This is a genomic window from Enterobacter ludwigii, assembly GCA_023023105.1.
GTDB classification, from domain to species: Bacteria; Pseudomonadota; Gammaproteobacteria; order Enterobacterales; family Enterobacteriaceae; genus Enterobacter; species Enterobacter adelaidei.
Genome location: CP083824.1, coordinates 934,429 through 959,567 on the forward strand (window position 1 = coordinate 934,429; position 25,139 = coordinate 959,567).

23 protein-coding genes, 1 tRNA gene and 1 pseudogene are annotated in these 25,139 nt (G+C 54.6%); 20 read left to right on the forward strand and 5 right to left on the reverse strand.

The genetic code is table 11. The annotated features are described in order from the left end of the window. The first annotated feature begins 11 nt into the window (after window positions 1–11). From LCD46_04345 to LCD46_04355, 3 genes are read left to right on the forward strand one after another with little or no spacing between them, the layout of a single operon-like run. Entirely contained in the window at window positions 12–953 is a 942-nt protein-coding gene (locus tag LCD46_04345) for an ABC transporter permease (protein UOY71566.1), read from the forward strand. Between the two features lie 2 nt (window positions 954–955). Next, on the forward strand, window positions 956–1,831 hold the full coding sequence (locus LCD46_04350; protein UOY71567.1) for an ABC transporter permease: 876 nt from the start codon (window positions 956–958) through the stop codon (window positions 1,829–1,831). Window positions 1,832–1,840: 9 nt separating this feature from the next. Continuing rightward, entirely contained in the window at window positions 1,841–3,442 is a 1,602-nt protein-coding gene (locus LCD46_04355; GenBank protein UOY72893.1) for a gamma-glutamyltransferase family protein, read from the forward strand. Between the two features lie 51 nt (window positions 3,443–3,493). On the opposite strand, the gene LCD46_04360 is transcribed toward LCD46_04355, so the two are convergent. Together LCD46_04360 and fadE are read right to left on the reverse strand one after the other, a co-directional pair. Beyond that, entirely contained in the window at window positions 3,494–4,264 is a 771-nt protein-coding gene (locus LCD46_04360) for an amidohydrolase (protein UOY71568.1), read from the reverse strand. 108 nt (window positions 4,265–4,372) lie between these two features. Next, window positions 4,373–6,817, reverse strand: a complete 2,445-nt coding sequence (fadE, locus tag LCD46_04365) for an acyl-CoA dehydrogenase FadE (GenBank protein ID UOY71569.1) — start codon at window positions 6,815–6,817, stop codon at window positions 4,373–4,375. Between the two features lie 239 nt (window positions 6,818–7,056). Here fadE and lpcA point away from each other — a divergent pair, with 239 nt between their 5' ends. Further along, on the forward strand, window positions 7,057–7,635 hold the full coding sequence (gene lpcA, locus LCD46_04370; GenBank protein UOY71570.1) for a D-sedoheptulose 7-phosphate isomerase: 579 nt from the start codon (window positions 7,057–7,059) through the stop codon (window positions 7,633–7,635). A gap of 46 nt (window positions 7,636–7,681) precedes the next feature. Continuing rightward, window positions 7,682–8,449, forward strand: a complete 768-nt coding sequence (locus LCD46_04375; protein ID UOY71571.1) for a class II glutamine amidotransferase — start codon at window positions 7,682–7,684, stop codon at window positions 8,447–8,449. Here LCD46_04375 and LCD46_04380 read toward each other — a convergent pair. Further along, window positions 8,420–9,160: a murein L,D-transpeptidase gene (locus LCD46_04380; GenBank protein ID UOY71572.1), complete on the reverse strand. Its 741-nt coding sequence runs from the start codon at window positions 9,158–9,160 to the stop codon at window positions 8,420–8,422. The two genes, LCD46_04375 and LCD46_04380, sit on opposite strands and share 30 nt — an antisense overlap. Window positions 9,161–9,458: 298 nt before the next feature. On the opposite strand from LCD46_04380, the gene LCD46_04385 reads away from it, so the two are divergent. The 8 genes from LCD46_04385 (at window position 9,459) to dinB (ending at window position 16,665) form a co-directional block, all read left to right on the forward strand. Next, window positions 9,459–10,802, forward strand: a complete 1,344-nt coding sequence (locus LCD46_04385) for a Na(+)-translocating NADH-quinone reductase subunit A (protein UOY71573.1) — start codon at window positions 9,459–9,461, stop codon at window positions 10,800–10,802. Between the two features lie 3 nt (window positions 10,803–10,805). Further along, window positions 10,806–12,041 (forward strand): NADH:ubiquinone reductase (Na(+)-transporting) subunit B, encoded by a 1,236-nt coding sequence (locus LCD46_04390; GenBank protein UOY71574.1) that lies wholly within the window; start codon window positions 10,806–10,808, stop codon window positions 12,039–12,041. Further along, a complete protein-coding gene (locus LCD46_04395) occupies window positions 12,034–12,828 on the forward strand; it encodes a Na(+)-translocating NADH-quinone reductase subunit C (protein ID UOY71575.1) in 795 nt (264 codons plus the stop codon). Before LCD46_04390 ends, LCD46_04395 begins: the two co-directional genes overlap by 8 nt. Beyond that, window positions 12,821–13,459, forward strand: coding sequence for an NADH:ubiquinone reductase (Na(+)-transporting) subunit D (locus LCD46_04400; protein UOY71576.1), 639 nt, complete (start codon window positions 12,821–12,823; stop codon window positions 13,457–13,459). The genes LCD46_04395 and LCD46_04400 overlap by 8 nt, the downstream gene beginning before the upstream one ends. A gap of 6 nt (window positions 13,460–13,465) precedes the next feature. Next, on the forward strand, window positions 13,466–14,062 hold the full coding sequence (gene nqrE, locus LCD46_04405) for an NADH:ubiquinone reductase (Na(+)-transporting) subunit E (protein UOY71577.1): 597 nt from the start codon (window positions 13,466–13,468) through the stop codon (window positions 14,060–14,062). A 10-nt stretch (window positions 14,063–14,072) separates the two neighbouring features. Beyond that, complete coding sequence (gene nqrF / locus LCD46_04410) at window positions 14,073–15,296, forward strand: NADH:ubiquinone reductase (Na(+)-transporting) subunit F (GenBank protein UOY71578.1); 1,224 nt, start codon at window positions 14,073–14,075, stop codon at window positions 15,294–15,296. Further along, entirely contained in the window at window positions 15,296–15,499 is a 204-nt protein-coding gene (nqrM, locus tag LCD46_04415; protein ID UOY71579.1) for a (Na+)-NQR maturation NqrM, read from the forward strand. The genes nqrF and nqrM overlap by 1 nt, the downstream gene beginning before the upstream one ends. A gap of 107 nt (window positions 15,500–15,606) precedes the next feature. After that, entirely contained in the window at window positions 15,607–16,665 is a 1,059-nt protein-coding gene (dinB, locus tag LCD46_04420; protein ID UOY71580.1) for a DNA polymerase IV, read from the forward strand. A gap of 71 nt (window positions 16,666–16,736) precedes the next feature. Here dinB and pepD read toward each other — a convergent pair whose 3' ends face one another. Beyond that, window positions 16,737–18,194, reverse strand: a complete 1,458-nt coding sequence (gene pepD / locus LCD46_04425; GenBank protein ID UOY71581.1) for a cytosol nonspecific dipeptidase — start codon at window positions 18,192–18,194, stop codon at window positions 16,737–16,739. Between the two features lie 260 nt (window positions 18,195–18,454). Between pepD and gpt the strand changes: the two genes are divergently transcribed. The 3 genes from gpt (at window position 18,455) to crl (ending at window position 20,722) form a co-directional block, all read left to right on the forward strand. Further along, window positions 18,455–18,913, forward strand: coding sequence for a xanthine phosphoribosyltransferase (gpt, locus tag LCD46_04430; protein ID UOY71582.1), 459 nt, complete (start codon window positions 18,455–18,457; stop codon window positions 18,911–18,913). 105 nt (window positions 18,914–19,018) lie between these two features. After that, window positions 19,019–20,263 (forward strand): esterase FrsA, encoded by a 1,245-nt coding sequence (gene frsA, locus LCD46_04435; protein ID UOY71583.1) that lies wholly within the window; start codon window positions 19,019–19,021, stop codon window positions 20,261–20,263. Between the two features lie 57 nt (window positions 20,264–20,320). Further along, window positions 20,321–20,722: a sigma factor-binding protein Crl gene (gene crl, locus LCD46_04440; protein UOY71584.1), complete on the forward strand. Its 402-nt coding sequence runs from the start codon at window positions 20,321–20,323 to the stop codon at window positions 20,720–20,722. Window positions 20,723–20,817: 95 nt separating this feature from the next. Here crl and phoE read toward each other — a convergent pair whose 3' ends face one another. Then, window positions 20,818–21,870: a phosphoporin PhoE gene (gene phoE / locus LCD46_04445; protein ID UOY71585.1), complete on the reverse strand. Its 1,053-nt coding sequence runs from the start codon at window positions 21,868–21,870 to the stop codon at window positions 20,818–20,820. A 304-nt stretch (window positions 21,871–22,174) separates the two neighbouring features. Between phoE and proB the strand changes: the two genes are divergently transcribed. The 4 genes and pseudogenes from proB (at window position 22,175) to LCD46_04465 (ending at window position 25,137) form a co-directional block, all read left to right on the forward strand. After that, window positions 22,175–23,278: a glutamate 5-kinase gene (gene proB, locus LCD46_04450; GenBank protein UOY71586.1), complete on the forward strand. Its 1,104-nt coding sequence runs from the start codon at window positions 22,175–22,177 to the stop codon at window positions 23,276–23,278. 11 nt (window positions 23,279–23,289) lie between these two features. Beyond that, entirely contained in the window at window positions 23,290–24,543 is a 1,254-nt protein-coding gene (gene proA / locus LCD46_04455) for a glutamate-5-semialdehyde dehydrogenase (GenBank protein ID UOY71587.1), read from the forward strand. A 111-nt stretch (window positions 24,544–24,654) separates the two neighbouring features. Further along, a tRNA-Thr gene (locus LCD46_04460) sits at window positions 24,655–24,730 on the forward strand. Between the two features lie 164 nt (window positions 24,731–24,894). Then, window positions 24,895–25,137, forward strand: a pseudogene (locus LCD46_04465) (Arm DNA-binding domain-containing protein). The last annotated feature ends 2 nt before the right edge of the window (window positions 25,138–25,139 follow it).

Consider the following 25,139-nt stretch of genomic DNA (forward strand, 5'->3'; position numbering starts at 1 on the left):
GAGGAGAACCCATGCTGGAACTGATTTGCAAACGTCTGCTGCTGGCTATACCAACCCTGCTGCTGGTGAGCATGATGGTCTTCGGACTGCAAAAGCTGTTGCCCGGCGACCCGCTGATTGCCATGGCCGGCGAGGAGCGCGACCCGGCGATCATTGCTCAGCTGCGCGCGGAGCTGAATCTCGATGCGCCGATCCCCGTGCAGTATTTCCACTGGCTGACGCGGGCGCTGCAGGGCGATCTGGGCGTCTCCTTACGCACGCACGAACCGGTGATGCAGCTGATCGCCAGCAAGCTGCCGGTCACGCTGGAGCTGTCGCTACTGGCGATGATTATCGCGCTGGTGTTTGGCATCAGCATGGGGATCCTCGCGGCGGTGAACAAAAACAGCTGGGTCGATCATGGGGCGAACTTTGTGGCGATATCGGGGATCTCGATCCCGCACTTCTGGCTGGGGATCCTGCTGATTCTGGTCTTCTCGGTAAACCTGCAGTGGCTGCCCGCGTCTGGCTACGTACCGTTCAGTGAAGATCCTCTCCAGAACCTACGCACGCTGCTGCTGCCCGCGTCCGTGCTCGGAACCGGCCTGGCGGCGACGCTGATGCGCCACACCCGCGCCTCGATGATTGCGGTCCTGAAAGCAGATTACATCCGTACCGCGCGGGCTAAGGGGCTGCTGCCTAAGGCGGTGATCCTGAAGCACGCGTTTCGCAACGCGCTGGTGCCGGTAATTACCCTCACCACGCTGCTGTTCGGCGAGCTGCTGGGCGGCGCGGTGCTGACCGAGCAGGTCTTCACCATTCCGGGCTTCGGCAAGATGATCGTCGACTCGGTATTTAACCGTGACTACGCGGTGGTGCAGGGTGTGGTGCTGATCGTGGCGATTGGCTTCCTGATGCTCAACCTGCTGGCCGACGTGCTCTACGTTCTTATCAACCCGAAAATGCGAGGTTAACCATGGCGGAACTGTCGACTCAAACCGTTGTGCCTGCACTGCCGCGCGCGCAGAACCGGGTGCTGAAGAAATTCCTCGCGAACAAAAGTGCGGTGATTGGTGCGGTGATTGTGGGCTTCTTTGTATTGCTCGCGCTGCTGGCGCCGTGGATTGCGCCGTTCGACCCGGTCAAAGCCAACTTCCTGGCGGTGCGCAAAGCGCCTTCGGCGATGTACTGGTTCGGCACCGACGAGCTGGGGCGCGACATTTTATCCCGCATTATCTGGGGAGCACGCACCTCGCTGATGGCAGGCTGTATGTCGGTGGTGATTGCTGTTGTCATCGGCGTTCCGCTGGGGCTGGTTGCGGGTTACTTCCAGAAGATGTGGGATGGGGTGATCTCGCGCGTTATCGAGGCGCTACTGGCCTGTCCGTTCCTGATCATGGCGATCGCGCTGGGGGCGTTTTTGGGCCCGAGCCTGACCAACGCCATGATCGCCATCGGTCTTTCGGCGATGCCGATCTTCGCCCGCCTGACGCGCGGGCAGGTGATCGCCATCCGCAACGAAGAGTACATCGACGGTGCGCGGGCGATTGGCCTGCCGGACCGCTGGATCATCATCAAATACATCCTGCCGAATGTAATGTCACCGATCCTGGTGCAGGCCACGCTGGCGATTGCCTCGGCGATTATCGCCGAAGCCAGCCTCTCGTTTTTGGGGCTGGGACAGCAGCCGCCAAATCCGTCCTGGGGCTCGATGCTCAATACCGCGAAAGGTTTCCTGGAGCAGGCTCCGTGGATGTCCGTTTTCCCCGGCGTGGCGATTTTCCTTGCCGTGCAGGGCTTTAATTTACTCGGCGACGGGCTGCGCGATGCGCTCGAGCCGCGCCACGACTAAGGAGTCATGATGACCAAAGCGCTTGATTTCACATCCGGTTATGATTCACGACGCCCACCGATGATGGGGCATAATGCCGTTGCTACCTCGCAGCCGCTGGCGGCACAGGCGGGGATGCGCATGTTACAACTGGGCGGTAATGCCGTCGACGCGGCCGTTGCTACGGCGATGGCGCTGACGGTAGTCGAGCCCACAGGGAATGGTATTGGTAGCGATGCCTTTGCCATTGTCTGGGATGGGGAAAAGCTCCACGGCCTTAATGCATCGGGCCGCTCACCTGCCAGCTGGCATGCCGATCTGTTTGCTGGCAAAACCGCGGTGCCGGAAATTGGCTGGGACGCAGTGACCGTGCCGGGCGCGGTATCCGGCTGGGTCGCACTGGCGGAACGCTTTGGCACGCTGCCGCTGACCACCCTGGCACAGCCTGCGATTGATTACGCGCGCAACGGTTTTCCGGTCTCTCCGCTGATTGGTCATCTGTGGCAACGGGGCTACAACAAGCTGAAAGACCAGCCGGGCTTTAGTGCGTGTTTTGCCCCTGAGGGACGCGCCCCGCGCATTGGCGAAATATTCCGTAACCCGGCGCAGGCAAACTCGCTGGAGCTGATTGCCAAAACCAACGGCGAAGCGTTTTATCACGGCGAGCTGGCGCAGAAAATTGCCGGCTTTGCCAAAGAACATGGCGCACATCTTACCGCCGACGATCTGGCAAACCATCGTGTAGACTGGGTTGAACTGTTGTCACGTGATTTTGCGGGCGGTTCGGTGCAGGAGTTGCCGCCAAACGGGCAGGGGATCGCCACGCTGATTGCGCTCGGCATTCTGGAGCAGTGCGGTATCGAAAAACACCACCCGGATTCCGTTCAGGCGCTGCACTTGTCTATTGAAGCAATGAAACTGGCGCTGGCCGATCTTGATCGCTACGTGGCGGATGAAGAGCACATGGAATTCGCTGCCAAAGCGCTGCTGAGCGATAGCTATCTGAAATCGCGTGCAGCGCTTATCGATCAGAATAACGCCTCTGATTTCGTCTATGGTTCGCCGACGCAAAGCGGGACGGTCTACATCAGCACAGCGGATGCCAACGGCATGATGGTTTCGTTTATTCAGTCTAACTATATGGGCTTTGGCTCCGGGATTGTGGTGCCGGACACGGGGATCAGCCTGCAAAATCGCGGCTGTGGTTTTTCGCTGGATCCGAATCACCCGAACGCGCTGGCGGGCGGCAAGCGTCCGTTCCACACCATCATTCCTGGCTTTGCGATGGACGGTAAGGGAAAACCGCTGATGTCATTCGGCGTGATGGGCGGGCCAATGCAGGCGCAGGGGCACATGCAGATGGCGCTGCGCATTATGCTGCACGGACAAAACCCGCAGGCAGCTATCGACGCGCCGCGCTGGCGCGTGGTGCAGGGGAGAGAGGTGATCGTTGAGTCGACGTTCGATCGCAACACGATTGCGGCGCTACGCGAACGCGGGCATCAGATCGTGGTAGAAGATCCGCTTCAGGATTACAACTTTGGCGGTGCGCAGGTGATTTACCGTCTGCCGGAAGGGCATTACGTTGCCGCGACGGAAAGCCGCAAAGACGGGCAGGCATTAGTGAGTTAATGTTTTATCCGCCCTCTCCCAATGGGAGAGGGCGGTGGTGAGAGGAAAATTTCACCCAATACTAAACGGATCCGCATCCTGCCACGCCGGAAACTTCTCCCGATACTCCTTCAGTGCCGTCAGCGACAGCTCGGCATCAATGCGCGTCGCCTGATGTGGCTCGGCGGTGGCAATGATCTCGCCCTGCGGGTTCACCACCCGGCTGTCGCCACGATAGTGATGTCCGTTGCCGTCAGTCCCCACGCGGTTACAGCCCACCACGTATGCCTGGTTCTCAATCGCACGCGCCACCAGCAGCGACTGCCAGTGGAGGGAGCGTGGCGCAGGCCAGTTGGCGACATACAGCGCTACGTCGTAATCGTTGCGGTTGCGTGACCACACCGGGAAGCGCAGGTCATAGCAGACCAGCGGCAGAATTCGCCAGCCGCGCCATTCGAACACCACGCGCTCGTTTCCGGCTTCATAGTGATGATGTTCATCCGCCATACGGAACAGGTGGCGTTTGTCGTAAAAATGCACTTTCCCTTCTGGCTCAACCAGCAGGAAGCGGTTCACCGGCCCGCGCTCGGTTTGCAGGGCGGCGCTGCCCGCGATCAGCGCGTTGGTCTGCTGCGCTTTGGCATGCATCCAGGCAACTACCTCTTCCTGCGGCATAGACTGTTTAGCCGCTTCCATTGCGAAGCCGGTGGTGAACATCTCCGGCAGGACAATCACATCACGCCCGGTAATACCTTCCAGTTGACGATCAAAGTGACGCAGGTTGGCGGGGCCATCCATCCACACTAACGGTTGCTGCAAAATCGAAATCTTCAGACCAGGCACAATTCAGACTCCTCAAACGACCACTTTTTGACACTGTAGCACGACATAACGAGAAAATGTGGCAATAAAAAACCCCGCGCATGGCGGGGTTTGTGCAAGCGAAACGCCTTATGCAGCTTCAGATTTGCGGTGTTTCTCCGGTAGCTTTACCGGCTGCGTCGCCAGCTCATCCGGTTCGAAATCATCCACGTTGATACTGCGCAGACGGCTCTCTTCAGCTTTCACCAGGATTGCAGCTTCATCCTTATCGATGATACCGCCCGCCAGGGCCTGTTTTGCCAGTTCGTCCAAACGGGTAAACGGCAGGTTTTTGCCCAGCTGTTTGCAGATCTTCTGATGAATCGGATCGGCAGCCATCACGTCCAGCAGCGCCTCTTCCAGCAGACCCACCGGGTTATGCGGGGTTGGAGCCAGATACTGACCACGACCGATACGTGAACGGGTTGCGCTCGGAACCTGCAGGATCTTCGCTACTTTGTGATCCAGCTTGTCGGATGGTGCCTGGTGATGACGACCGGTCGGGAAGATCACCACGCGCAGGGCTCCGGCCACAAAACGGTTCGGGAAGTTCGCCAGCAGATCGTCAATGGCCTGTTCTGCCTGATACATCGCATCCTGTACGCCCCAGTGGACCAGCGGCAGATCCGCTTCCTGACGACCTTCATCGTCGTAGCGTTTCAGGACCGCAGAGGCCAGGAACACCTGACTCAGCACGTCTCCCAGACGTGCAGAGATACGTTCGCGACGCTTCAGGCTACCGCCCAGCACTGCCATAGAAACGTCAGACAGCAGAGCCAGGTTGGCGCTCAGACGGTTCAACTGTTGATAGTAACGTTTCGTCGCATCACCGGTTGGCGTAGCGCTGGTACGGCCATTCGTCAGACCGAGCCAGAAGCTGCGCATCTTATTGCTACCCACATGACCAATATGTTTGAACAGCAGCTTATCGAAGGCATCTACGTCGTTGTTCTGCGCAGCGGCCATCTCTTCCAGCACGTATGGATGGCAGCGAATGGCGCCCTGACCGAAGATCATCATGCTGCGGGTCAGAATATTCGCCCCTTCAACGGTGATTGCGATAGGCGCGCCCTGATAACCACGGGCGAGGAAGTTACCTTCGCCGAGCATAATGCCTTTACCGCCCGCGATATCCATCGCGTCAATGATCGACTGCTGCGCACGGTGAGTACAGTGGTACTTCACGATTGCGGACAGTACAGCTGGTTTCTCGCCCAGCATAATGCCGTAGGTAATCAGGGAAGCTGCGGCATCCATCACATAGGCGTTACCCGCGATACGTGCCAGCGGTTCTTCAATACCTTCCATCTTGCCGATGGAGATTTTGAACTGACGGCGGATGTGAGCGTACGCACCAATCCCCATCGCCACAGATTTCAGACCACCAGTGGAGTTTGACGGCAGGGTAATACCGCGACCTACAGACAGACATTCCACCAGCATACGCCAGCCCTGACCGGCCATTTTCGGGCCACCGATGATGTAATCAATCGGTACAAAGATATCCTGGCCACGCGTTGGACCGTTCTGGAACGGCACGTTCAGTGGGAAGTGACGACGACCAATTTCAACGCCTGGGGTAGAAGTTGGGATCAGCGCACAGGTAATGCCCAGATCTTCTTCTCCACCCAGCAGTTTCTGCGGGTCAGAGAGTTTAAACGCCAGACCGAGCACGGTGGCGATAGGTGCCAGCGTGATGTAGCGCTTGTTCCAGGTCAGGCGCATCCCGAGCACCTGCTCACCCTGCCATTCACCCATGCAAACCACGCCAGTATCCGGGATCGCACCCGCATCGGAGCCCGCTTCCGGGCTGGTCAGCGCGAAGCAAGGGATTTCCAGACCGCGTGCCAGGCGCGGCAGGTAGTGATCTTTCTGCTCTTCCGTACCGTAATGTTGCAGCAGTTCGCCCGGGCCTAAGGAGTTAGGTACGCCGACAGTGATGGCCAGGATCCCAGAGACGCCAGCCAGTTTTTGCAGGACACGGGCCTGAGCGTAAGCGGAGAATTCCAGACCACCGTACTCTTTCTTGATGATCATCGCGAAGAAGCGATGTTCTTTCAGGTACGCCCACAGTTCTGGCGGCAGATCGGCCATTTCATGGGTGATGGCGAAATCATTTGCCATACGGCACGCTTCTTCCACAGGGCCGTCAATAAAGGCCTGTTCTTCAGCAGTCAGACGTGGCTGTGGGTAGTTATGCAGCTTTTTCCAGTCCGGGTTACCCTGGAACAGGTCGCCTTCCCACCAGGTGGTGCCCGCATCAATCGCTTCTTTTTCAGTACGCGACATTGGCGGCATCACTTTGCGGAAACCTTTGAACACCGGGGCAGAAATCATGGATTTACGCATCGGGGCAAAGTTAAACGGCAGAAGAATGATAGCGAGTGGGACTAAAAGCCAGATATTCCAGAGACCTGCGACGCCAAGTGCAGCCGTCCAGGCCAGAAGAATCAGGCTGCTCAGGAATAAACTTACACGGTGATAGAACAACACACCGAGCAGAACAACGGTTGCGAGAATGCTCAAAATCATCATAAAGAAAAGCTCCCTTGCTTGTAGGAGGTCTGACCACTTGTGATGATATGGTTGTAGTTGATGTGAATTCTTTTAGCAATGTGTTTACAAAATAATTACAACCTGGTTCACATTGTTCGTGTTTTAGCCGGCACAAAAAATCAAAACGCCGAGCGATTCGTATGGCTTTAGCTTCTCGCTTTTCCCGCTATCCGGTACACTCCACTGTGTTATTTCATCAATACTGAAGGATTATCCTCATGTACCAGGATCTTATTCGTAACGAACTGAACGAAGCGGCGGAAACGCTGGCTAACTTTCTGAAAGATGATGCCAATATTCACGCTATTCAGCGCGCGGCGGTCCTGCTGGCCGACAGTTTCAAAGCCGGGGGCAAAGTGCTCTCTTGCGGTAACGGCGGTTCCCACTGCGACGCTATGCACTTCGCAGAAGAGCTGACCGGGCGTTATCGCGAAAACCGTCCGGGCTATCCCGCGATTGCGATCTCTGATGTGAGCCATATCTCCTGCGTGAGCAACGATTTTGGTTACGACTACGTCTTCTCCCGCTATGTTGAAGCGGTCGGACGTGAAGGTGACGTGCTGCTGGGTATCTCTACCTCTGGTAACTCTGGCAACGTGATCAAAGCGATTGCCGCAGCGCGTGAGAAGGGTATGAAGGTTATCACCCTGACCGGTAAAGATGGCGGTAAAATGGCGGGTACGGCGGATATTGAAATTCGCGTTCCGCACTTCGGTTATGCTGACCGCATTCAGGAAATTCACATCAAAGTGATCCATATCCTGATCCAGCTGATCGAAAAAGAGATGGTTAAGTAAGACTTCGCTGGGGGCTGAATTGCCCCCGCTGTTGTGGAGGTGATGTATGTGCGAATTGCTCGGGATGAGCGCCAATGTGCCAACCGATATCTGCTTTAGTTTCACCGGGCTGGTTCAGCGTGGTGGAGGAACCGGGCCTCATAAAGACGGCTGGGGCATCACTTTCTACGAAGGCAAAGGGTGTCGCACGTTCAAAGATCCACAACCCAGCTTTAACTCACCGATCGCTAAACTGGTGCAGGACTATCCCATTAAATCCTGTTCGGTGATTGCCCACATCCGCCAGGCAAACCGTGGCGAAGTGGCGCTGGAAAATACCCATCCGTTTACCCGTGAACTGTGGGGCCGTAACTGGACCTATGCACACAATGGGCAACTCACGGGTTATAAATCTCTGGAGACGGGCAATTTCCGCCCGGTTGGCGAAACCGACAGTGAAAAAGCCTTCTGCTGGTTACTGCACAAGCTGACGGAGCGCTATCCCCGCACGCCAGGTAACATGGCCGCCGTGTTTAAATACATCGCGACGCTGGCGTCGGAGCTACGCGAAAAAGGCGTGTTTAACATGCTGCTCTCTGACGGGCGATATGTGATGGCGTTCTGCTCGACAAATCTGTTCTGGATCACCCGTCGCGCACCGTTTGGCGTTGCGACCTTGCTCGATCAGGATGTGGAGATTGATTTTCAGAAGGAGACCACACCGAACGATGTGGTCACTGTCATTGCAACGCAGCCGCTGACGGGCAACGAAACCTGGCAAAAGATTATGCCAGGCGAGTGGGTGCTATTTTGTCTCGGGGACCGTGTAATTTGACGCCAGTTGTGGATGGACGACTTCGTGGCTCAGCGGTTTGCTGACCACGTAACGGCCATCTACGATAGAGACCACTGGTGGCTTGCGGGTCTGCTCAAAGTAGTCGTAACCAGGTTTCAGCTGTTTCCAGAAATCCGCGTAGTAAGAGTACTTGTGGCGTGCCATGTTGGCATCGGTCATGCGGAACGGATAGATGCTGACCTGAACGTTAGGTTGCCCAAAGACCAGCGCGCCCGTCACGAACTGGAAAATCTCATCAATGCCGGAATCGGTCATCGCATAACAGCCTATAGACACGCAGGCACCGTGGATCATCAGGTATTTACCTTCATAACCGTGAGCACGGTCATAGGCATTCGGGAAGCCGATGTTAATGGCTTTATAGAAGCGGCTGTCAGGTTTGAGCTGGTTACGCTGAACGCTGTAAAACCCTTCCGGACTTTTGAAATCGCCCTGACGCTGTTTTGGCCCCAGCCCGCCGGAGTAGTTACAAATTTTGTAGCTATCAAGCAGCTGATAAGTCTCGCCCATTTTTACAAACAGATCGAGAGTGCGCTCTTCCTTGAAGATCTGAATATAAACCGGCGATCCCATTAACTGCTGTTTATATTCTTTGCTGATCGGCGTCGTTGAGCTATTACTGCTGAGCAGCCCGGCAAACGACATGCACGGAATCAGAAGCATCGCAATGAACAATGCGATTTTACGCATACTACTAGTTCCTTGATAAAACCATGACCAACTTGCCAGGACGGCAAAAGAGACCCGAAATCAGATTATTCTGTTAGGAGCGCTCACATTAGCACCGCCAGAGATTTTCGCAAGAGCCGGGCGGTGAGTTTACAAATTAGTTTTACTTTATAAACCATCACAATCGCGTTTGCGCCAGGAACTTTGCGCAATAGCTCGCAATTTGGCGCCCCCGACGGCGGATTACCTGCCCGTCAGAAGGTGAAAATGGTACACTCCGCGTCCACTGGATTGTTGTTTATGGAAACCTGCTAACCACATGTTTAAAATAAAAAAAGGACTTAATTTGCCGATTGCAGGCGTGCCTGAGCAGCTCGTCTCGTCAGGCGCAAGTGTCCGTCATGTTGCCATTTTAGGTGATGATTATCTGGGAATGCGTCCTTCTATGCTGGTGCAGGAGGGCGATCGCGTGATTAAAGGGCAGGCGCTCTTTGAGGACAAAAAAAATCCCGGCGTCATGTTCACGGCACCCGCAAGCGGCACTGTTGTCGCGATCAACCGCGGCGAACGCCGCGTTCTGCAGTCGGTGGTTATCCGTATTGAAGGCGATGAGCAGTGTGAATTTGCGCATTATGACGCCGCAGACCTCGCATCGCTGAGCCGTGACGCGGTTCAGGCTCAGCTTCTGGCGTCTGGTTTATGGACCGCGCTTCGCACGCGTCCTTTTAGCAAATCACCTGTTCCGGGTACGGAACCGGCCGCTATTTTTGTTACGGCAATCGACACCAACCCGCTCAGCGCAGACCCGCAACCGGTTATTCTGTCTCAGCGAAAAGCCTTTGATGCCGGGCTGACTATTTTAACCCGCCTGACCTCAGGAAAGGTCCACGTCTGTCAGGCTGGTGGCGGTAAGCTCGGTGGGCACCCGCAGGGGCAGGTGACATTTAATGAGTTTGCAGGCCCTCATCCCGCAGGTCTGGTCGGGACGCATATTCACTTTCTTGAACCCGTGAGCCTGACGAAACAGGTCTGGCACCTGAATTATCAGGATGTTATTGCCATCGGTACGCTGTTTACCACGGGTGAACTCAGGGCTGAACGGGTAATCGCCATCGGCGGGCCGCAAGCGGCCAACCCGCGTCTGGTGAAAACGCTGCTGGGCGCTGACATTAATGAACTGCTGGTGGGTGAAATAAAAGAGGGCGAAAACCGCCTGATCTCCGGCTCGGTTCTCAGCGGACGCCATGCCGTGAATGCGCACGCTTATCTGGGGCGTTTCCATTTGCAGGTCAGCATTGTGCAGGAAGGGCGCGAGAAAGAGCTGTTTGGCTGGGTTCTGCCCGGTGCGGAAAAATACTCCGTCACCCGGACCACGCTGGGCCATTTCCTGCGCCATAAACTCTTTAACTTCTCGACCAGCACGCATGGCGGAGAGCGCGCGATGGTACCCATTGGCAACTACGAGCGCGTCATGCCGCTGGATATTCTGCCGACCATGCTGCTGCGCGATCTGCTCGCCGGCGATACCGACAGCGCTCAGGCATTGGGTTGCCTGGAGCTGGACGAAGAAGATCTGGCGCTTTGTACCTATGTTTGTCCGGGAAAATACGAATACGGACCCGTATTGCGCGAGGTGTTAACCCGCATTGAGCAGGAAGGATAACCGATGGGCTTAAAACACCTCTTTGAAAAAATTGAGCCGCACTTTACCGAAGGGAAGCTCAAAAAGTATTACCCGCTGTATGAAGCGACGACCACCATTTTTTACACGCCAGGCCTGGTGACGAAAGGCGCGGCACACGTTCGCGATGCCATCGATCTGAAGCGAATGATGATTCTGGTGTGGTTTGCGGTCTTCCCGGCCATGTTCTGGGGCATGTACAACGTGGGGCTGCAGACCATTCCTGCACTGCATCATCTGTACGATGCTCAGCAGCTGGCGCAGGTGATCCAGTCTGACTGGCACTACCGTCTGGCGCAGTCATTGGGCGTGAGCTTTGCGTCAGACGCGGGCTGGGTCAGCATGATGACGCTGGGGGCGGTGTTCTTCCTGCCGATCTACATCACGGTATTTATCGTGGGTGGCTTCTGGGAAGTGCTTTTTGCCATCATCCGTAAACATGAGATCAACGAAGGCTTCTTTGTTACTTCCATTCTTTTTGCCCTGATTGTTCCGCCAACATTACCGCTCTGGCAGGCTGCGCTGGGGATTAGCTTTGGTGTGGTGATTGCGAAAGAGATCTTCGGCGGGACCGGGCGTAACTTCCTCAACCCTGCGCTGGCGGGACGTGCGTTCCTGTTCTTTGCCTATCCTGCGCAAATCTCAGGCGATCTGGTATGGACAGCGGCGGATGGTTTCTCCGGTGCGACACCTCTTTCTCAGTGGGCGGCACACGGGGGCGAAACGCTGGTTAACAACGCGACAGGCCAGCCTGTTACCTGGTTTGATGCCTTTATTGGCAACATACCGGGCTCCATTGGAGAAGTCTCTACGCTGATGATTTTGCTGGGTGGTGCGATCATTCTTTTCGGTCGCGTAGCCTCCTGGCGGATTGTTGCCGGTGTGATGATCGGCATGGTGCTGACCGCCACGATGTTCAATGTGATCGGTTCGACTACCAATCCGATGTTCTCCATGCCCTGGTACTGGCATCTGGTGTTGGGGGGCTTCGCATTCGGCATGATGTTCATGGCGACCGATCCCGTTTCTGCCTCGTTTACCGATAAAGGTAAATGGAGCTATGGCGTGCTCATTGGTGCGATGTGTGTCCTGATTCGTGTGGTCAACCCGGCGTATCCGGAAGGGATGATGTTGGCCATTCTGTTTGCCAACCTGTTTGCGCCACTTTTCGATTATCTGGTGGTGCGTGCCAATATTCAGCGGAGGAAGGCGCGTGGCTGAAGTTAAAAATAACGACAGCATCAGCAAAACGCTGCTGGTGGTGCTGGTGCTCTGCCTTGTCTGTTCCATTGTGGTGGCCGGTTCTGCCGTGGGGTTAAAGCCGCGACAGCAGGAGCAGCGCGCGCTGGATAAACAGCGCAATATCCTGGCTGTTGCCGGGCTGATGCAGGAAGGTATGAATGCCGACGACGTCTCTGCAGTCTTTTCTGAGCGTATTACCGCGCGTCTGGTGGATTTAAAAACCGGGCAACTGCTGGATAAAGATCCGGCGAAATACAACCAGTCGCTGGCATTAAAAGACCCGCAGATGAGCCTGACGCTGGACGCCTCACAGGATCCGGCTGGCATCAAGCGTCGCAGTAATCTTGCCGAAATCTATCTCGTGCGCGATGAACAAAAACGGGTGCAGGAAGTGGTAGTGCCTATCTACGGCAACGGTCTGTGGTCGATGATGTACGCCTTTGTGGCGCTTGATACGGATGGTCGCACTGTGAAAGGCATTACGTACTATGACCAGGGCGAAACGCCGGGGCTCGGCGGTGAAGTGGAGAACCCTAACTGGCGGGCACAGTTTGTCGGCAAGAAAGTGCTCGACGATAACGGTCTGCCTGCGCTGAAGGTAATGAAAGGGGCTGCTCGTCCCGGTGACGACTACGCCGTCGACGGGCTCTCCGGTGCCACGCTCACCTCAAAAGGTGTGCAGCACAGTTTTGATTTCTGGATGGGCGAGCTGGGCTTTGGTCCTTTCCTGAAAAACGTACGTGAAGGAGCGCTGAACAATGGCTGATACCGGTGAACTGAAAGAAGTCAAAAAGGTGCTCATTGGCCCGTTGATCGCCAATAACCCGATCACGCTGCAGGTACTGGGTGTCTGTTCAGCTCTGGCGGTGACGACCAAGCTGGAAACAGCGGTAGTGATGACGTTGGCAGTCACGCTGGTTACCGCGTTTTCCAGCATGTTTATCTCCATGATCCGTCATCACATTCCCAACAGCGTGAGGATCATTGTGCAGATGGCGATCATCGCCTCGCTGGTGATCGTGGTCGATCAGCTATTGCGCGCCTTCGCCTATGAAACCTCCAAACAGCTGTCGGTGTTTGTCGGCCTGATTATCACCAACTGTATCGTGATGGGGCGTGCGGAAGCCTACGCTATGAAAATGCCGCCGCTGGCGAGCTTTATGGACGGTATAGGTAACGGCCTCGGCTACGGTGTGATCCTGCTGACCGTGGGGTTCCTGCGTGAACTCATTGGCAGCGGCAAGCTGTTTGGCATCACGGTGCTGGAAACGGTGCAGAACGGCGGCTGGTATCTGCCAAACGGCCTGTTCCTGCTGGCTCCTAGCGCATTTTTCATTATCGGTTTGTTGATCTGGCTTATTCGTACTTTGAGACCAGAACAGCAGGAAAAGGAGTAACCGACAATGGCTCATTACCTGAGTTTATTTGTGCGTGCGGTGTTTGTTGAAAACATGGCGCTCGCGTTCTTCCTCGGCATGTGTACGTTCCTTGCCGTGTCCAAGAAGGTCTCGACGGCATTTGGCCTGGGCGTAGCGGTTACCGTGGTGCTCGGCTTATCGGTGCCGATCAACAACCTGGTATACAACTTTGTACTGCGGGACGGCGCGCTGGTGGAAGGCGTTGATCTCAGCTTCCTGAACTTCATCACCTTTATCGGTGTGATTGCGGCGCTGGTGCAAATCCTTGAGATGATCCTCGATAAGTATTTCCCGTCGCTATACAACGCGCTGGGGATCTTCCTGCCGTTGATCGCGGTGAACTGCGCCATCTTCGGCGGCGTCTCGTTTATGGTTCAGCGTGATTACAACTTCAGTGAATCCGTGGTGTACGGTTTCGGTTCTGGCATTGGCTGGATGCTGGCGATTGTCACCATGGCGGGGATCCGCGAAAAAATGAAATATGCCAACGTGCCTGCAGGCCTGCGTGGCTTAGGGATCACCTTTATCACCACCGGACTGATGGCATTGGGGTTTATGTCCTTCTCCGGTGTGCAGCTATAAGGGCTAACTGATGGAAATTATGCTTGGCGTGGCGATGTTCACGCTGATTGTACTGGTGTTGTCAGGGCTTATTCTGGTGGCACGTGCGAAGCTGGTGAATTCCGGCGACGTGGTGATTGATATTAACGACGAGCCGCAGAACCAGATCCGCACGCCCGCCGGAGATAAACTGTTGAATACGCTCTCCGGCAACGGGATCTTTGTCTCTTCGGCCTGTGGCGGCGGTGGCTCCTGCGGGCAGTGCCGCGTTACGGTGAAAGAGGGCGGAGGAGATATCCTGCCAACCGAACTGGCGCATATCACAAAGCGTGAGGCAAAAGAGGGCTGTCGTCTGGCCTGCCAGGTCGCCGTACGTCAGAACATGAAAATAGAGCTGCCGGAAGAGATATTTGGCGTTAAAAAATGGGAATGTGAGGTTATCTCTAATGATAACAAAGCCACGTTTATCAAAGAGTTGAAGCTGCGGGTGCCGGAAGGGGAAGATGTTCCGTTCCGCGCCGGAGGATACATTCAGATTGAGTGCCCGGAACACGCTGTGGCGTATGCTGACTTCGACGTGCCGGATGAGTACCGCGCCGACTGGGATAAATTCAATCTCTTCCGCTTTGTATCGGAGGTAAAAGAGCCAACGCTACGCGCCTACTCGATGGCTAACTACCCGGAAGAGAAGGGCATCATCATGCTCAACGTGCGTATCGCCACGCCGCCACCGAATGTGCCGGATGCACCGCCGGGTGTCATGTCTTCGTACATCTGGTCTCTCAAGCCTGGTGACAAAGTGACGATCTCCGGTCCGTTCGGTGAGTTCTTTGCCAAAGATACCGACGCGGAAATGGTGTTTATCGGCGGCGGTGCCGGCATGGCCCCGATGCGCTCGCACATCTTTGATCAGCTCAAACGACTGGGTAGCCAGCGAAAAATCAGCTTCTGGTACGGGGCCCGTTCGCTGCGTGAGATGTTCTACGACGATGAGTTCGAACAGCTGGCGCGTGAAAACCCGAACTTTACCTTCCACGTGGCGCTTTCCGATCCGCAGCCAGAAGATAACTGGACGGGCTATACGGGGTTCATCCACAACGTGCTGTATGAAAACTACCTCAAACAGCATCCTGCGCCGGAAGACTGCGAGTTTTATATGTGTGGCCCGCCAGTAATGAACGCCGCAGTCATTAAGATGCTGAAAGATCTTGGCGTGGAAGATGAGAACATCATGCTTGATGACTTTGGAGGCTGATGATGCTGACGTTTCTGGCAACCTTTGCGGTTTTTGTGCTTGTCATCTTCGGCATGTCGTTAGGCTGGATCGTTAAGCGGAAAAGCCTTCAGGGCAGCTGCGGCGGCATCTCTTCCATTGGGATGAAGAAGGTGTGCGACTGCCCGGAACCGTGCGATGCCCGTAAAAAACGCATGGCGCGCGAGCAGCAGCGCATCATTTAATCTGGTAGGTTGGGTAAGGCGAAACCGCCACCCGACAATTCTCACGCACACTTCTCAACCCTCATTTATTTACTGTATACTTATCCAGTAATGAGTGAGGGCTTACTATGCGCAAAATAATCCATGTTGATATGGACTGCTTTTTTGCCGCAGTGGAGATGCGTGACAACCCGGCGCTGCGGGATATTCCCATCGCCATTGGCGGCAGCCGCGTTCAGCGTGGTGTTATCAGCACCGCCAACTACCCTGCGCGTAAATTTGGCGTGCGCAGCGCCATGCCTACCGCAATGGCCCTGAAGCTTTGCCCTCATCTCACTCTTTTACCCGGTCGCTTTGACGCTTACAAAGAGGCCTCAATTCATATTCGGGAAATCTTCTCCCGCTACACCTCTCGGATAGAACCGCTGTCGCTGGACGAAGCCTATCTTGATGTGACCGACAGCGTACACTGCCACGGCTCAGCAACCCTGATGGCACAGGAAATCCGCCAGACCATCTTCAAAGAGTTAAATCTGACCGCGTCGGCAGGAGTCGCTCCGGTGAAATTTCTGGCCAAGATCGCCTCCGATTTAAATAAGCCCAACGGTCAGTACGTCATCACGCCGGAAGAGGTGCCTGCGTTCTTAAAAACGCTGCCACTTGGCAAAATCCCTGGTGTGGGAAAAGTATCTGCTGCAAAGCTGGAAAGTATGGGATTACGGACCTGTGAAGATGTGCAGCGAAGCGATCTGGCAATGTTGCTTAAGCGTTTTGGAAAATTTGGGCGCGTACTGTGGGAACGCAGCCAGGGGATTGACGATCGTGATGTGAACAGCGAACGGCTACGGAAATCCGTTGGGGTTGAGCGAACGCTGATTGAAGACATTCATGACTGGTCTGAATGCGAAACCATCATTACGGAACAGCTCTATCCTGAGCTGGAGCGACGCTTGCTCAAGGTGAAACCGGATCTGCTCATTGCCCGTCAGGGTATCAAATTAAAATTCAACGATTTCCAGCAGACCACGCAGGAACACGTTTGGCCGCGTCTGAATAAAGAGGATCTCATTGCGACGGCGAAAAAGGCATGGGAAGAACGAAGAGGAGGGCGAGGGGTGAGGCTGGTGGGATTGCACGTCACGCTGCTGGACCCGCAGTTAGAGCGGCAGCTGGTTTTGGGATTGTAAAAAAGCCCGGAAGTACTTACCGGGCCTATGTTTTTCACCCTCTCCCTTTTGGTGAGGGCTGGGGGAGGGAGTTACTTAACAGGAATCGCTTTCAGCAGCTCAGTCAGCAGCGTCCAGTAATGACCCACGCTTTCGATATGAACCTGCTCATCCGGAGAGTGTGGCCCGGTAATAGTTGGCCCGATAGAGACCATGTCCATATTCGGATACGGTTTCTTGAACAGACCACATTCCAGACCCGCGTGGATCACCTGAATGTTCGGCGTGCTGTCGAACAGACGCTGATAGGTTTCACGGACCAGAGCCATCACCGGAGAACTTGCATCCGGCTGCCAGCCAGGGTAACTGCCTTTAGCAGATGTTTTCGCACCGGCCAGCGTGCCCAGAGATTCCAGCATGCTCACCACGTACTCTTTGCCTGTGTCGATAAGTGAACGGATCAGGCAGATGATCTCTGCGCTGTCGTCACTCATGGTCACCACGCCCACGTTCAGAGAGGTTTCAACCACGCCTTTGGCCACGTCAGAGTTGCGGATCACGCCGTTTGGCGTCGCGTTCAGCAACTGAACGAAGGTGTCGCGGGACTGCGCGGTCAGCGCGGCTTTATCCGTGGAGACGGGTTCCAGCACCACGGTCAGATTTTTCTCTTTCGCCGACAATTCGTTTTTCAGGATATCCAGATACACGCTGGAGAGTTTTTTCAACTCGTCCGCTTTTGCCGCTGGTACGGCCACGGTGGTGAATGCTTCACGTGGGATCGCGTTACGCAGGGTACCGCCGTTGAAGTCTACCAGACGTAGATCCAGCTCAGCCGCATGGCCAGCCAGGAAGCGTGCCAGCAGTTTGTTGGCGTTGCCGAGACCCAGATGAATATCACCGCCGGAGTGACCGCCTTTTAGCCCTTTCAGCGTCAGCTTGAAGGTCTGGAAGCCAGCAGGAATCGCTTCGCGTGACAGCGGCAGGGTAGAGATGAAATCAATTCCGCCCGCGCAGCCCATGTAGATCTCGCCTTCTTCTTCTGAGTCGGTGTTGATCAGAATATCTGCCTGCAGCCAGTTCGCCTGCAGACCGAATGCACCGTCCATACCCGCTTCTTCGGTCATGGTCAGCAGCACTTCCAGCGGACCATGTTCAACGCTGTCGTCCGCCAGCACGGCCAGCGCAGAGGCCATACCAATGCCGTTATCCGCGCCCAGCGTGGTGCCGCGTGCTTTCACCCAGTCGCCGTCGATGTACGGTTGAATCGGGTCTTTGGTGAAGTCGTGAACGGTGTCGTTGTTCTTCTGTGGCACCATGTCCAGGTGCGCCTGCAGTACAACCGGTTTGCGGTTCTCCATGCCAGCAGTTGCTGGTTTGCGGATCAGAATGTTACCAACCTGGTCACGTTCAGCATGCAGGCCTTTTTCCTTCGCCCAACCCATAATGTGTTCGGCAAGCTGTTCTTCATGGTAGGAAGGGTGTGGAATGGAACAGATTTTGGCAAAAATATCCCACAGTGGCTGCGGAGATAATTGAGACAGTTCAGACACGATAAGTCTCCTTGTCGATGCACTGCAAACAGGGTTGCAGGTCACAGGGTTAGCAGGTTAATAGTTACCACAAGTCAGACTTGCGAGATGAAACCGAGAATACCACTTTCTCCGCTGGCTGGTAGCATAAAGCATGTAAAAACTCGGGCTCAGGGCGCTAAACACTGGTTTTTAGTGCGTCAGATCTCTATAATCTCGCGCAACCTATTTCCCCCTCGAACACTTTTTAAGCCGTATAAAAACAGGCTGGGACACTTCACATGAGCGAAAAATACGTCGTCACCTGGGACATGTTGCAGATTCACGCCCGCAAACTGGCTGCGCGTCTGATGCCTTCCGAACAGTGGAAAGGCATTATTGCCGTTAGCCGCGGCGGTCTGGTACCGGGGGCGCTGCTGGCTCGTGAGCTGGGTATTCGTCATGTCGATACCGTCTGCATCTCCAGCTATGACCATGACAACCAGCGTGAGCTGAAAGTGCTGAAACGCGCGGAAGGTGACGGTGAAGGTTTCATCGTTATTGATGACCTGGTGGATACCGGTGGTACCGCTGTGGCCATTCGCGAAATGTATCCAAAAGCCCACTTCGTCACTATTTTCGCCAAGCCTGCAGGCCGCCCTCTGGTTGACGATTATGTGATTGATATTCCACAGGACACCTGGATTGAACAGCCGTGGGATATGGGCGTGGTCTTTGTACCACCTATCTCTGGTCGTTAATTCCGAACCGTCATTATTTTAACGCCCGGTGATACCGGGCGTTGTTTTTTTTAGTCTGGCGCGCGTTACAATAGTCTCTATATGACGATTCATGGAGGCAACGTAATGACGCAGGCGAATCTCACCGAGACTCTCTTCAAACCCCGTTTCAAACACCCCGAAACGTCGACGCTGGTGCGCCGCTTTAATCCGGGGACCATGCCTGCCATCCAGTCTGCATTAGACGGTAAAAACGTGCCCCACTGGTATCGCATGATTAACCGCCTGATGTGGATCTGGCGGGGTATAGACCCCCGTGAAATTCTCGACGTGCAGGCTCGGATCGTCATGAGTGACGCCGAGCGCACCGACAGTGAACTCTACGATACCGTCGTGGGATACCGCGGTGGTAACTGGATCTACGAGTGGTCTAAACAGGCGATGCTCTGGCAGCAAAAAGCCAGCCAGGAAGAGGACGCCACGATCAGCGGCAAGCACTGGCTGCATGCTGCAAACCTCTATGGCATTGCCGCGTATCCGCATTTAAAAGGGGATGAACTGGCTGAGCAGGCTCAGGCGCTGGCGAATCGTGCCTATGAAGAGGCTGCTCAACGCTTACCGGGGCGGATGCGCGAGCTGGAATTCACCATTCCTGGCGGGGCGTCCGTTACCGGATTCCTGCATATGCCTGAAGGGGAAGGTCCGTTCCCAACCGTCCTCATGTGTGGCGGGCTGGATTCACTACAGATCGACTATTACAGCCTTTATGAGCGTTACTTCGCACCAAAAGGGATCGCGATGCTAACGCTTGATATGCCGTCAATTGGCTTCTCATCCAAGTGGAAACTGACTCAGGATTCCAGTTTACTGCACCAGCATGCGCTAAAAGCGCTGGAGAATATTCCCTGGGTAGATCACACCCGTGTTGCCGCATTTGGTTTCCGTTTCGGGGCGAACGTCGCGGTGCGTCTGGCTTACATTGAATCATCCCGCCTGAAAGCCGTCGCCTGTCTTGGCCCGGTCGTTCACGCGTTGCTAAGCGATCCCGAACGTCAGGGCAGCGTACCCGAAATGTATCTGGATGTGCTGGCCAGCCGTCTTGGCATGCATGATGCATCAGACGAAGCGCTACGCGTTGAACTCAATCGTTACTCGTTAAAAACGCAAGGTCTGCTGGGACGTCGGTGTCCAACACCGATGCTATCAGGTTTCTGGAAAAACGATCCGTTTAGTCCGGAAGAAGAGTCCCGCTTAATCACTTCGTCATCTGCGGATGGTAAATTGCTTGAGGTGCCGTTCAGCCCGGTTTATCAGAATTTTGACAAAGCCTTGAAAGAGATCACGCGCTGGATCGCTCAGAGATTGTGTTAATAGATTGCTAAATTTTGCTGGTTTGGTAAAACAGTGGCTTCACAAAAGGAGATCGCAATGACGTTACCGAGTGGACACCCGAAAAGTAGACTGATTAAGAAATTTATGGCTCTTGGCCCGTATATTCGAGAAGAGCAGTGTGAAGAGAATCGCTTTTTTTTCGACTGTCTGGCTGTATGCGTCAACGTGAAGCCTGCACCCGAAAAACGTGAATTCTGGGGCTGGTGGATGGAAATGGAAGCAGAGGAAAAACGCTTTACATATAGCTACCAGTTTGGCCTGTTTAATAAAGACGGCAAATGGCAGGCCACCTCCATTAAAGATCAGGAAGTCATTGACCGCCTGGAATATACCCTGAAAGAGTTCCAGGACAAGGCAAGCGCGCTGCTGGCTACTTTGGATCTCAAGTTCGAGCCAGCGGATGACTTCTCCAGCGAAGCGGTGAAGCTGACTGCCTGATGGTTTTCTCCCTCTTCCTGTGTGAGAGGGCATCAGACTGCATTAATCTCGACCAAAAAAAACCGGCATCAAGCCGGTTTTTTTATTTCTCATAATCAGAACTGGTAAGTCATCCCCAGGGCAACGATGTCATCGCTGCTCACGCCCAGTTTATTTTTGTCGTCAATCTGGTTGATTTTATAATCAACAAACGCAGACATATTTTTGTTGAAGTAATAGGTTGCGCCAACATCAATGTATTTCACCAGATCTTCGTCACCAATACCCTCGATATCTTTGCCCTTAGACTGGACATAACCCAGGGACGGACGCAGACCAAAGTCGAACTGATATTGTGCGACAACTTCAAAGTTCTGAGCTTTATTCGCAAAACCACCAGAAATTGGCGTCATATTGCGAGTTTCTGAATACATTGCTGCCAGATAAATATCGTTAGCATCATATTTCAGACCGGTTGCCCACGCTTCTGCTTTGTCGCCCTGGCCGCGAGTCAGCAGGTTCTGAGCATTGGTACGGTCAGAGTTGGTGTAGGCGCCGCTGATGGCGAAATCGCTGCCACCGAAGTCATACGTCAGAGAAGTACCAAAGCCGTCACCGTTCTGCTTCTTGGCGTCACGGTTTTCGTTTTTACCCTGGTATTGCAGCGTCATATCCAGACCGTCAATCGCACCGAAGAAGTCGGTGTTACGGTACGTGGCAAGGCCGGTGGCACGCTTGGTCATGAAGTTGTCGGTCTGCGCGGAAGAGTCACCGCCGAACTCAGGGAACATATCGGTCCATGCTTCGACGTCGTACAGTGCACCCAGGTTACGACCATAATCCAGGGAACCGAAGTTTTTCAGTTTCAGACCGGCGAAGGCCAGACGTGTTTTCTGTGAGGAATCACTTTCTGCTTTGTTACCCGCAAATTCAGATTCCCAGCGGCCATAGCCTGTCAGCTGATCGTTGATCTGCGTTTCGCCTTTAAAACCGAAACGCACGTAAGTCTGGTCACCATCTTTGGTGGCATCATCACTGATGTAGTGCATGGCTTTAACTTTGCCGTACACGTCCAGTTTATTACCATCTTTATTATAAACTTCAGCTGCGTGAACAGATGCAGAAGCCACGACGCCCATAACCACTAATGCCAGAGTGCTCTTTTTCATTTTCGATCCTGTCTTATAAACGCGCTAAAAAATTCGCTGGACGATAAGCTCATGCTTAAGTCCCGTGAAAAAACAGGAAGGGTTTTATCGTTCTGGAGTGAAACTTTTATGACAAACTAAGAATAATTTTAAAAAACTGTGATTTATTATTTCAGTAATAAAATTGTCAAACTTTGCCGCTACGCTTCCTGATCCCGAGCAATAAAGTGTTTCGTGATGTGCTATGGCAGTTGGCAACGGGGCTGACTCCTGTTAAAACGTTCGTTTGACATTACTTTCCCTTATCGTTGAACGGCAGAGAATCATGAGTGACAGCCAGACGCTGGTGGTAAAACTCGGTACCAGTGTTTTAACAGGCGGATCGCGCCGCCTAAATCGCGCCCACATTGTTGAGCTTGTACGTCAGTGCGCTCAGTTACATGCCGCAGGGCATCGTATTGTGATTGTAACCTCCGGGGCGATTGCCGCCGGGCGTGAACACCTTGGCTACCCCGAACTCCCCGCGACGATCGCCTCTAAACAGCTGCTGGCCGCCGTGGGACAAAGCCGACTGATTCAACTCTGGGAACAGCTGTTCTCTATCTACGGTATCCACGTCGGGCAGATGCTGCTGACGCGTGCGGATATGGAAGATAGGGAGCGTTTCCTGAACGCCCGCGATACCCTGCGTGCGTTGCTGGACAATAATATTGTTCCCGTCATTAACGAAAACGATGCCGTTGCCACCGCTGAAATCAAAGTGGGTGATAACGACAACCTCTCAGCGCTGGCCGCGATTCTGGCCGGTGCCGATAAATTACTGCTCCTGACCGATCAGCAGGGTCTGTTTACTGCCGACCCGCGCTCTAACCCTGAAGCCGAACTGATTACCGATGTACACGGCATTGACGATGCGCTTCGCGCCATCGCGGGCGACAGCGTGTCTGGCCTGGGAACCGGCGGCATGGGTACCAAGCTGCAGGCCGCTGATGTAGCGTGCCGCGCCGGTATCGACACCATTATTGCGGCGGGCAGCCGCCCAGGTGTGATTGGCGACGTGATGGAAGGCCTCTCCGTCGGCACCCGTTTCCACGCGCAGGAATCCCCGCTGGAAAACCGTAAACGCTGGATATTTGGCGCGCCTCCTGCTGGCGAACTCGTCGTTGATGAAGGGGCGACAGCCGCGATTCTGGAACGAGGGAGTTCATTACTTCCTAAAGGAATTAAAAGCGTGACAGGCAACTTCTCCCGTGGTGAAGTGATCCGCATCCGTAACCTCGAAGGTCGCGATATTGCCCACGGCGTAAGCCGCTATAACAGCGATGCCTTACGCCGCATTGCCGGTCACCACTCGCAGCAGATCGACGCCATCCTCGGCTATGAGTATGGCCCGGTTGCTGTGCATCGTGATGACATGATTATTCGTTAAGGAGCCAGAACATGCTGGAACAAATGGGCGCAGCTGCGAAAGCCGCCTCTTACAAACTGGCGCTCCTTTCCAGCCGCGAGAAAAATCGCGTGCTGGAAAAAATCGCTGATTATCTGGAATCGCAATCCGCTGAGATTTTGCGAGCTAATGAACAGGATCTGGCTGAGGCACGTGTAAACGGTCTGAGCGAGGCCATGCTTGACCGCCTGGCGCTGACGCCGGCGCGTCTGAAAGGCATCGCTGATGATGTCCGTCAGGTTTGCAATCTCGCCGACCCGGTTGGGCAGGTGATTGACGGTGGCCTGCTCGACAGCGGTTTACGTCTTGAGCGTCGCCGTGTGCCGCTTGGCGTAATCGGCGTGATTTATGAAGCTCGCCCAAACGTCACCGTTGATGTCGCCTCCCTGTGTTTGAAGACCGGCAACGCCGCCATTCTGCGCGGCGGAAAAGAGACCTGGCGTACCAATGCTGCGACGGTAAACGTTATTCAGCAGGCGCTGGAAGAGTGTGGTTTACCGGCGGGTGCCGTCCAGGCTATCGAGAGCCCGGACCGCGCACTGGTGAACGAAATGCTGCGCATGGATAAATACATCGACATGCTGATCCCACGTGGGGGTGCGGGCTTGCACAAGCTCTGCCGCGAGCAGTCGACCATTCCAGTAATTACCGGTGGTATTGGCGTGTGCCATATCGTCGTGGACGACAGTGCTGAGATTGAGCCGGCGCTGAAGATTATCGTCAATGCGAAAACCCAGCGTCCAAGCACCTGTAACACCGTGGAAACGCTGCTGGTGCATCAGGGCATTGCGAGCACTTTCCTGCCAGCACTAAGCAAACAGATGGCGCAAAGCGGCGTGACGCTGCACGCTGATGCCAGTGCTCTGGCGCTGTTGAAGGATGGCCCGGCGACTGCGGTTCCAGTAAAAGCTGAGCAGTATGACGATGAATTCCTGTCTCTGGATCTGAATGTGAAGATTGTTGCCGATCTCGACGACGCGATTGCGCACATTCGTGAACACGGTACGCAGCACTCTGACGCGATCCTGACGCGCACCCTGCGCAATGCCGATCGCTTCGTGAACGAAGTGGATTCCTCTGCGGTATATGTTAATGCCTCGACGCGCTTCACCGATGGCGGTCAGTTCGGGCTGGGCGCCGAAGTGGCTGTCAGCACGCAGAAATTGCACGCGCGCGGCCCGATGGGCCTTGAAGCACTGACCACTTACAAGTGGATCGGCTTTGGTGACGATACGATTCGTGCGTAAATAATCACGGGTGATGCAAAAATAGCCGTTTGATTCAAAAGGGCATTGACGCATCACCCGGATAGATCTAACCTTTTGCCCCGTGGTTACATTCGTAACCGGCCTCTCAGGGCCGATATAGCTCAGTTGGTAGAGCAGCGCATTCGTAATGCGAAGGTCGTAGGTTCGACTCCTATTATCGGCACCATTCAAGCATCTCTCAAAGTATACTCAAGCCCTCTAGAACCCTTTATACATTAGATTTAAGCCCTTTCTCATTATTTTGAGGTCTAGCGAAGTACCCCTTAATCTACATCATCTTGGGGGGATATCCGGGGGTATACGCTGTTCGGTCTAAAGGAGATACCTCCAATGAAGCTAAACGCTCGGCAGGTAGGGACAGCTAAGCCAAAGGATAAGCCATACAAGATGGCTGATGGCGGTGGGCTTTATCTGCTTGTTAACCCAAATGGTGCTCGGTACTGGCGCTTAAAATACCGTGTTGATGGCAAAGAGAGACTCTTGGTGTTGAGCGTTTACCCTGCTGTTACTCTTGCTGATGCTCGCTCAAAACGTGATGAGGCAAAAAGGGGTATCGTTGGGGGTATCGATCCGGG

Coding starts and splice junctions, on each gene's coding strand:
- nqrF (UOY71578.1), top strand. CDS start 14,073: ATGGAAATTATGCTTGGCGTGGCGATGTTCACGCTGATTGTACTGGTG.
- LCD46_04375 (UOY71571.1), top strand. CDS start 7,682: ATGTGCGAATTGCTCGGGATGAGCGCCAATGTGCCAACCGATATCTGC.
- LCD46_04355 (UOY72893.1), top strand. CDS start 1,841: ATGACCAAAGCGCTTGATTTCACATCCGGTTATGATTCACGACGCCCA.
- fadE (UOY71569.1), bottom strand. CDS start 6,817: ATGATGATTTTGAGCATTCTCGCAACCGTTGTTCTGCTCGGTGTGTTG.
- LCD46_04390 (UOY71574.1), top strand. CDS start 10,806: ATGGGCTTAAAACACCTCTTTGAAAAAATTGAGCCGCACTTTACCGAA.
- nqrM (UOY71579.1), top strand. CDS start 15,296: ATGATGCTGACGTTTCTGGCAACCTTTGCGGTTTTTGTGCTTGTCATC.
- nqrE (UOY71577.1), top strand. CDS start 13,466: ATGGCTCATTACCTGAGTTTATTTGTGCGTGCGGTGTTTGTTGAAAAC.
- lpcA (UOY71570.1), top strand. CDS start 7,057: ATGTACCAGGATCTTATTCGTAACGAACTGAACGAAGCGGCGGAAACG.
- gpt (UOY71582.1), top strand. CDS start 18,455: ATGAGCGAAAAATACGTCGTCACCTGGGACATGTTGCAGATTCACGCC.
- frsA (UOY71583.1), top strand. CDS start 19,019: ATGACGCAGGCGAATCTCACCGAGACTCTCTTCAAACCCCGTTTCAAA.
- LCD46_04385 (UOY71573.1), top strand. CDS start 9,459: ATGTTTAAAATAAAAAAAGGACTTAATTTGCCGATTGCAGGCGTGCCT.
- LCD46_04400 (UOY71576.1), top strand. CDS start 12,821: ATGGCTGATACCGGTGAACTGAAAGAAGTCAAAAAGGTGCTCATTGGC.
- LCD46_04345 (UOY71566.1), top strand. CDS start 12: ATGCTGGAACTGATTTGCAAACGTCTGCTGCTGGCTATACCAACCCTG.
- LCD46_04350 (UOY71567.1), top strand. CDS start 956: ATGGCGGAACTGTCGACTCAAACCGTTGTGCCTGCACTGCCGCGCGCG.
- crl (UOY71584.1), top strand. CDS start 20,321: ATGACGTTACCGAGTGGACACCCGAAAAGTAGACTGATTAAGAAATTT.
- proB (UOY71586.1), top strand. CDS start 22,175: ATGAGTGACAGCCAGACGCTGGTGGTAAAACTCGGTACCAGTGTTTTA.
- phoE (UOY71585.1), bottom strand. CDS start 21,870: ATGAAAAAGAGCACTCTGGCATTAGTGGTTATGGGCGTCGTGGCTTCT.
- proA (UOY71587.1), top strand. CDS start 23,290: ATGCTGGAACAAATGGGCGCAGCTGCGAAAGCCGCCTCTTACAAACTG.
- LCD46_04380 (UOY71572.1), bottom strand. CDS start 9,160: ATGCGTAAAATCGCATTGTTCATTGCGATGCTTCTGATTCCGTGCATG.
- dinB (UOY71580.1), top strand. CDS start 15,607: ATGCGCAAAATAATCCATGTTGATATGGACTGCTTTTTTGCCGCAGTG.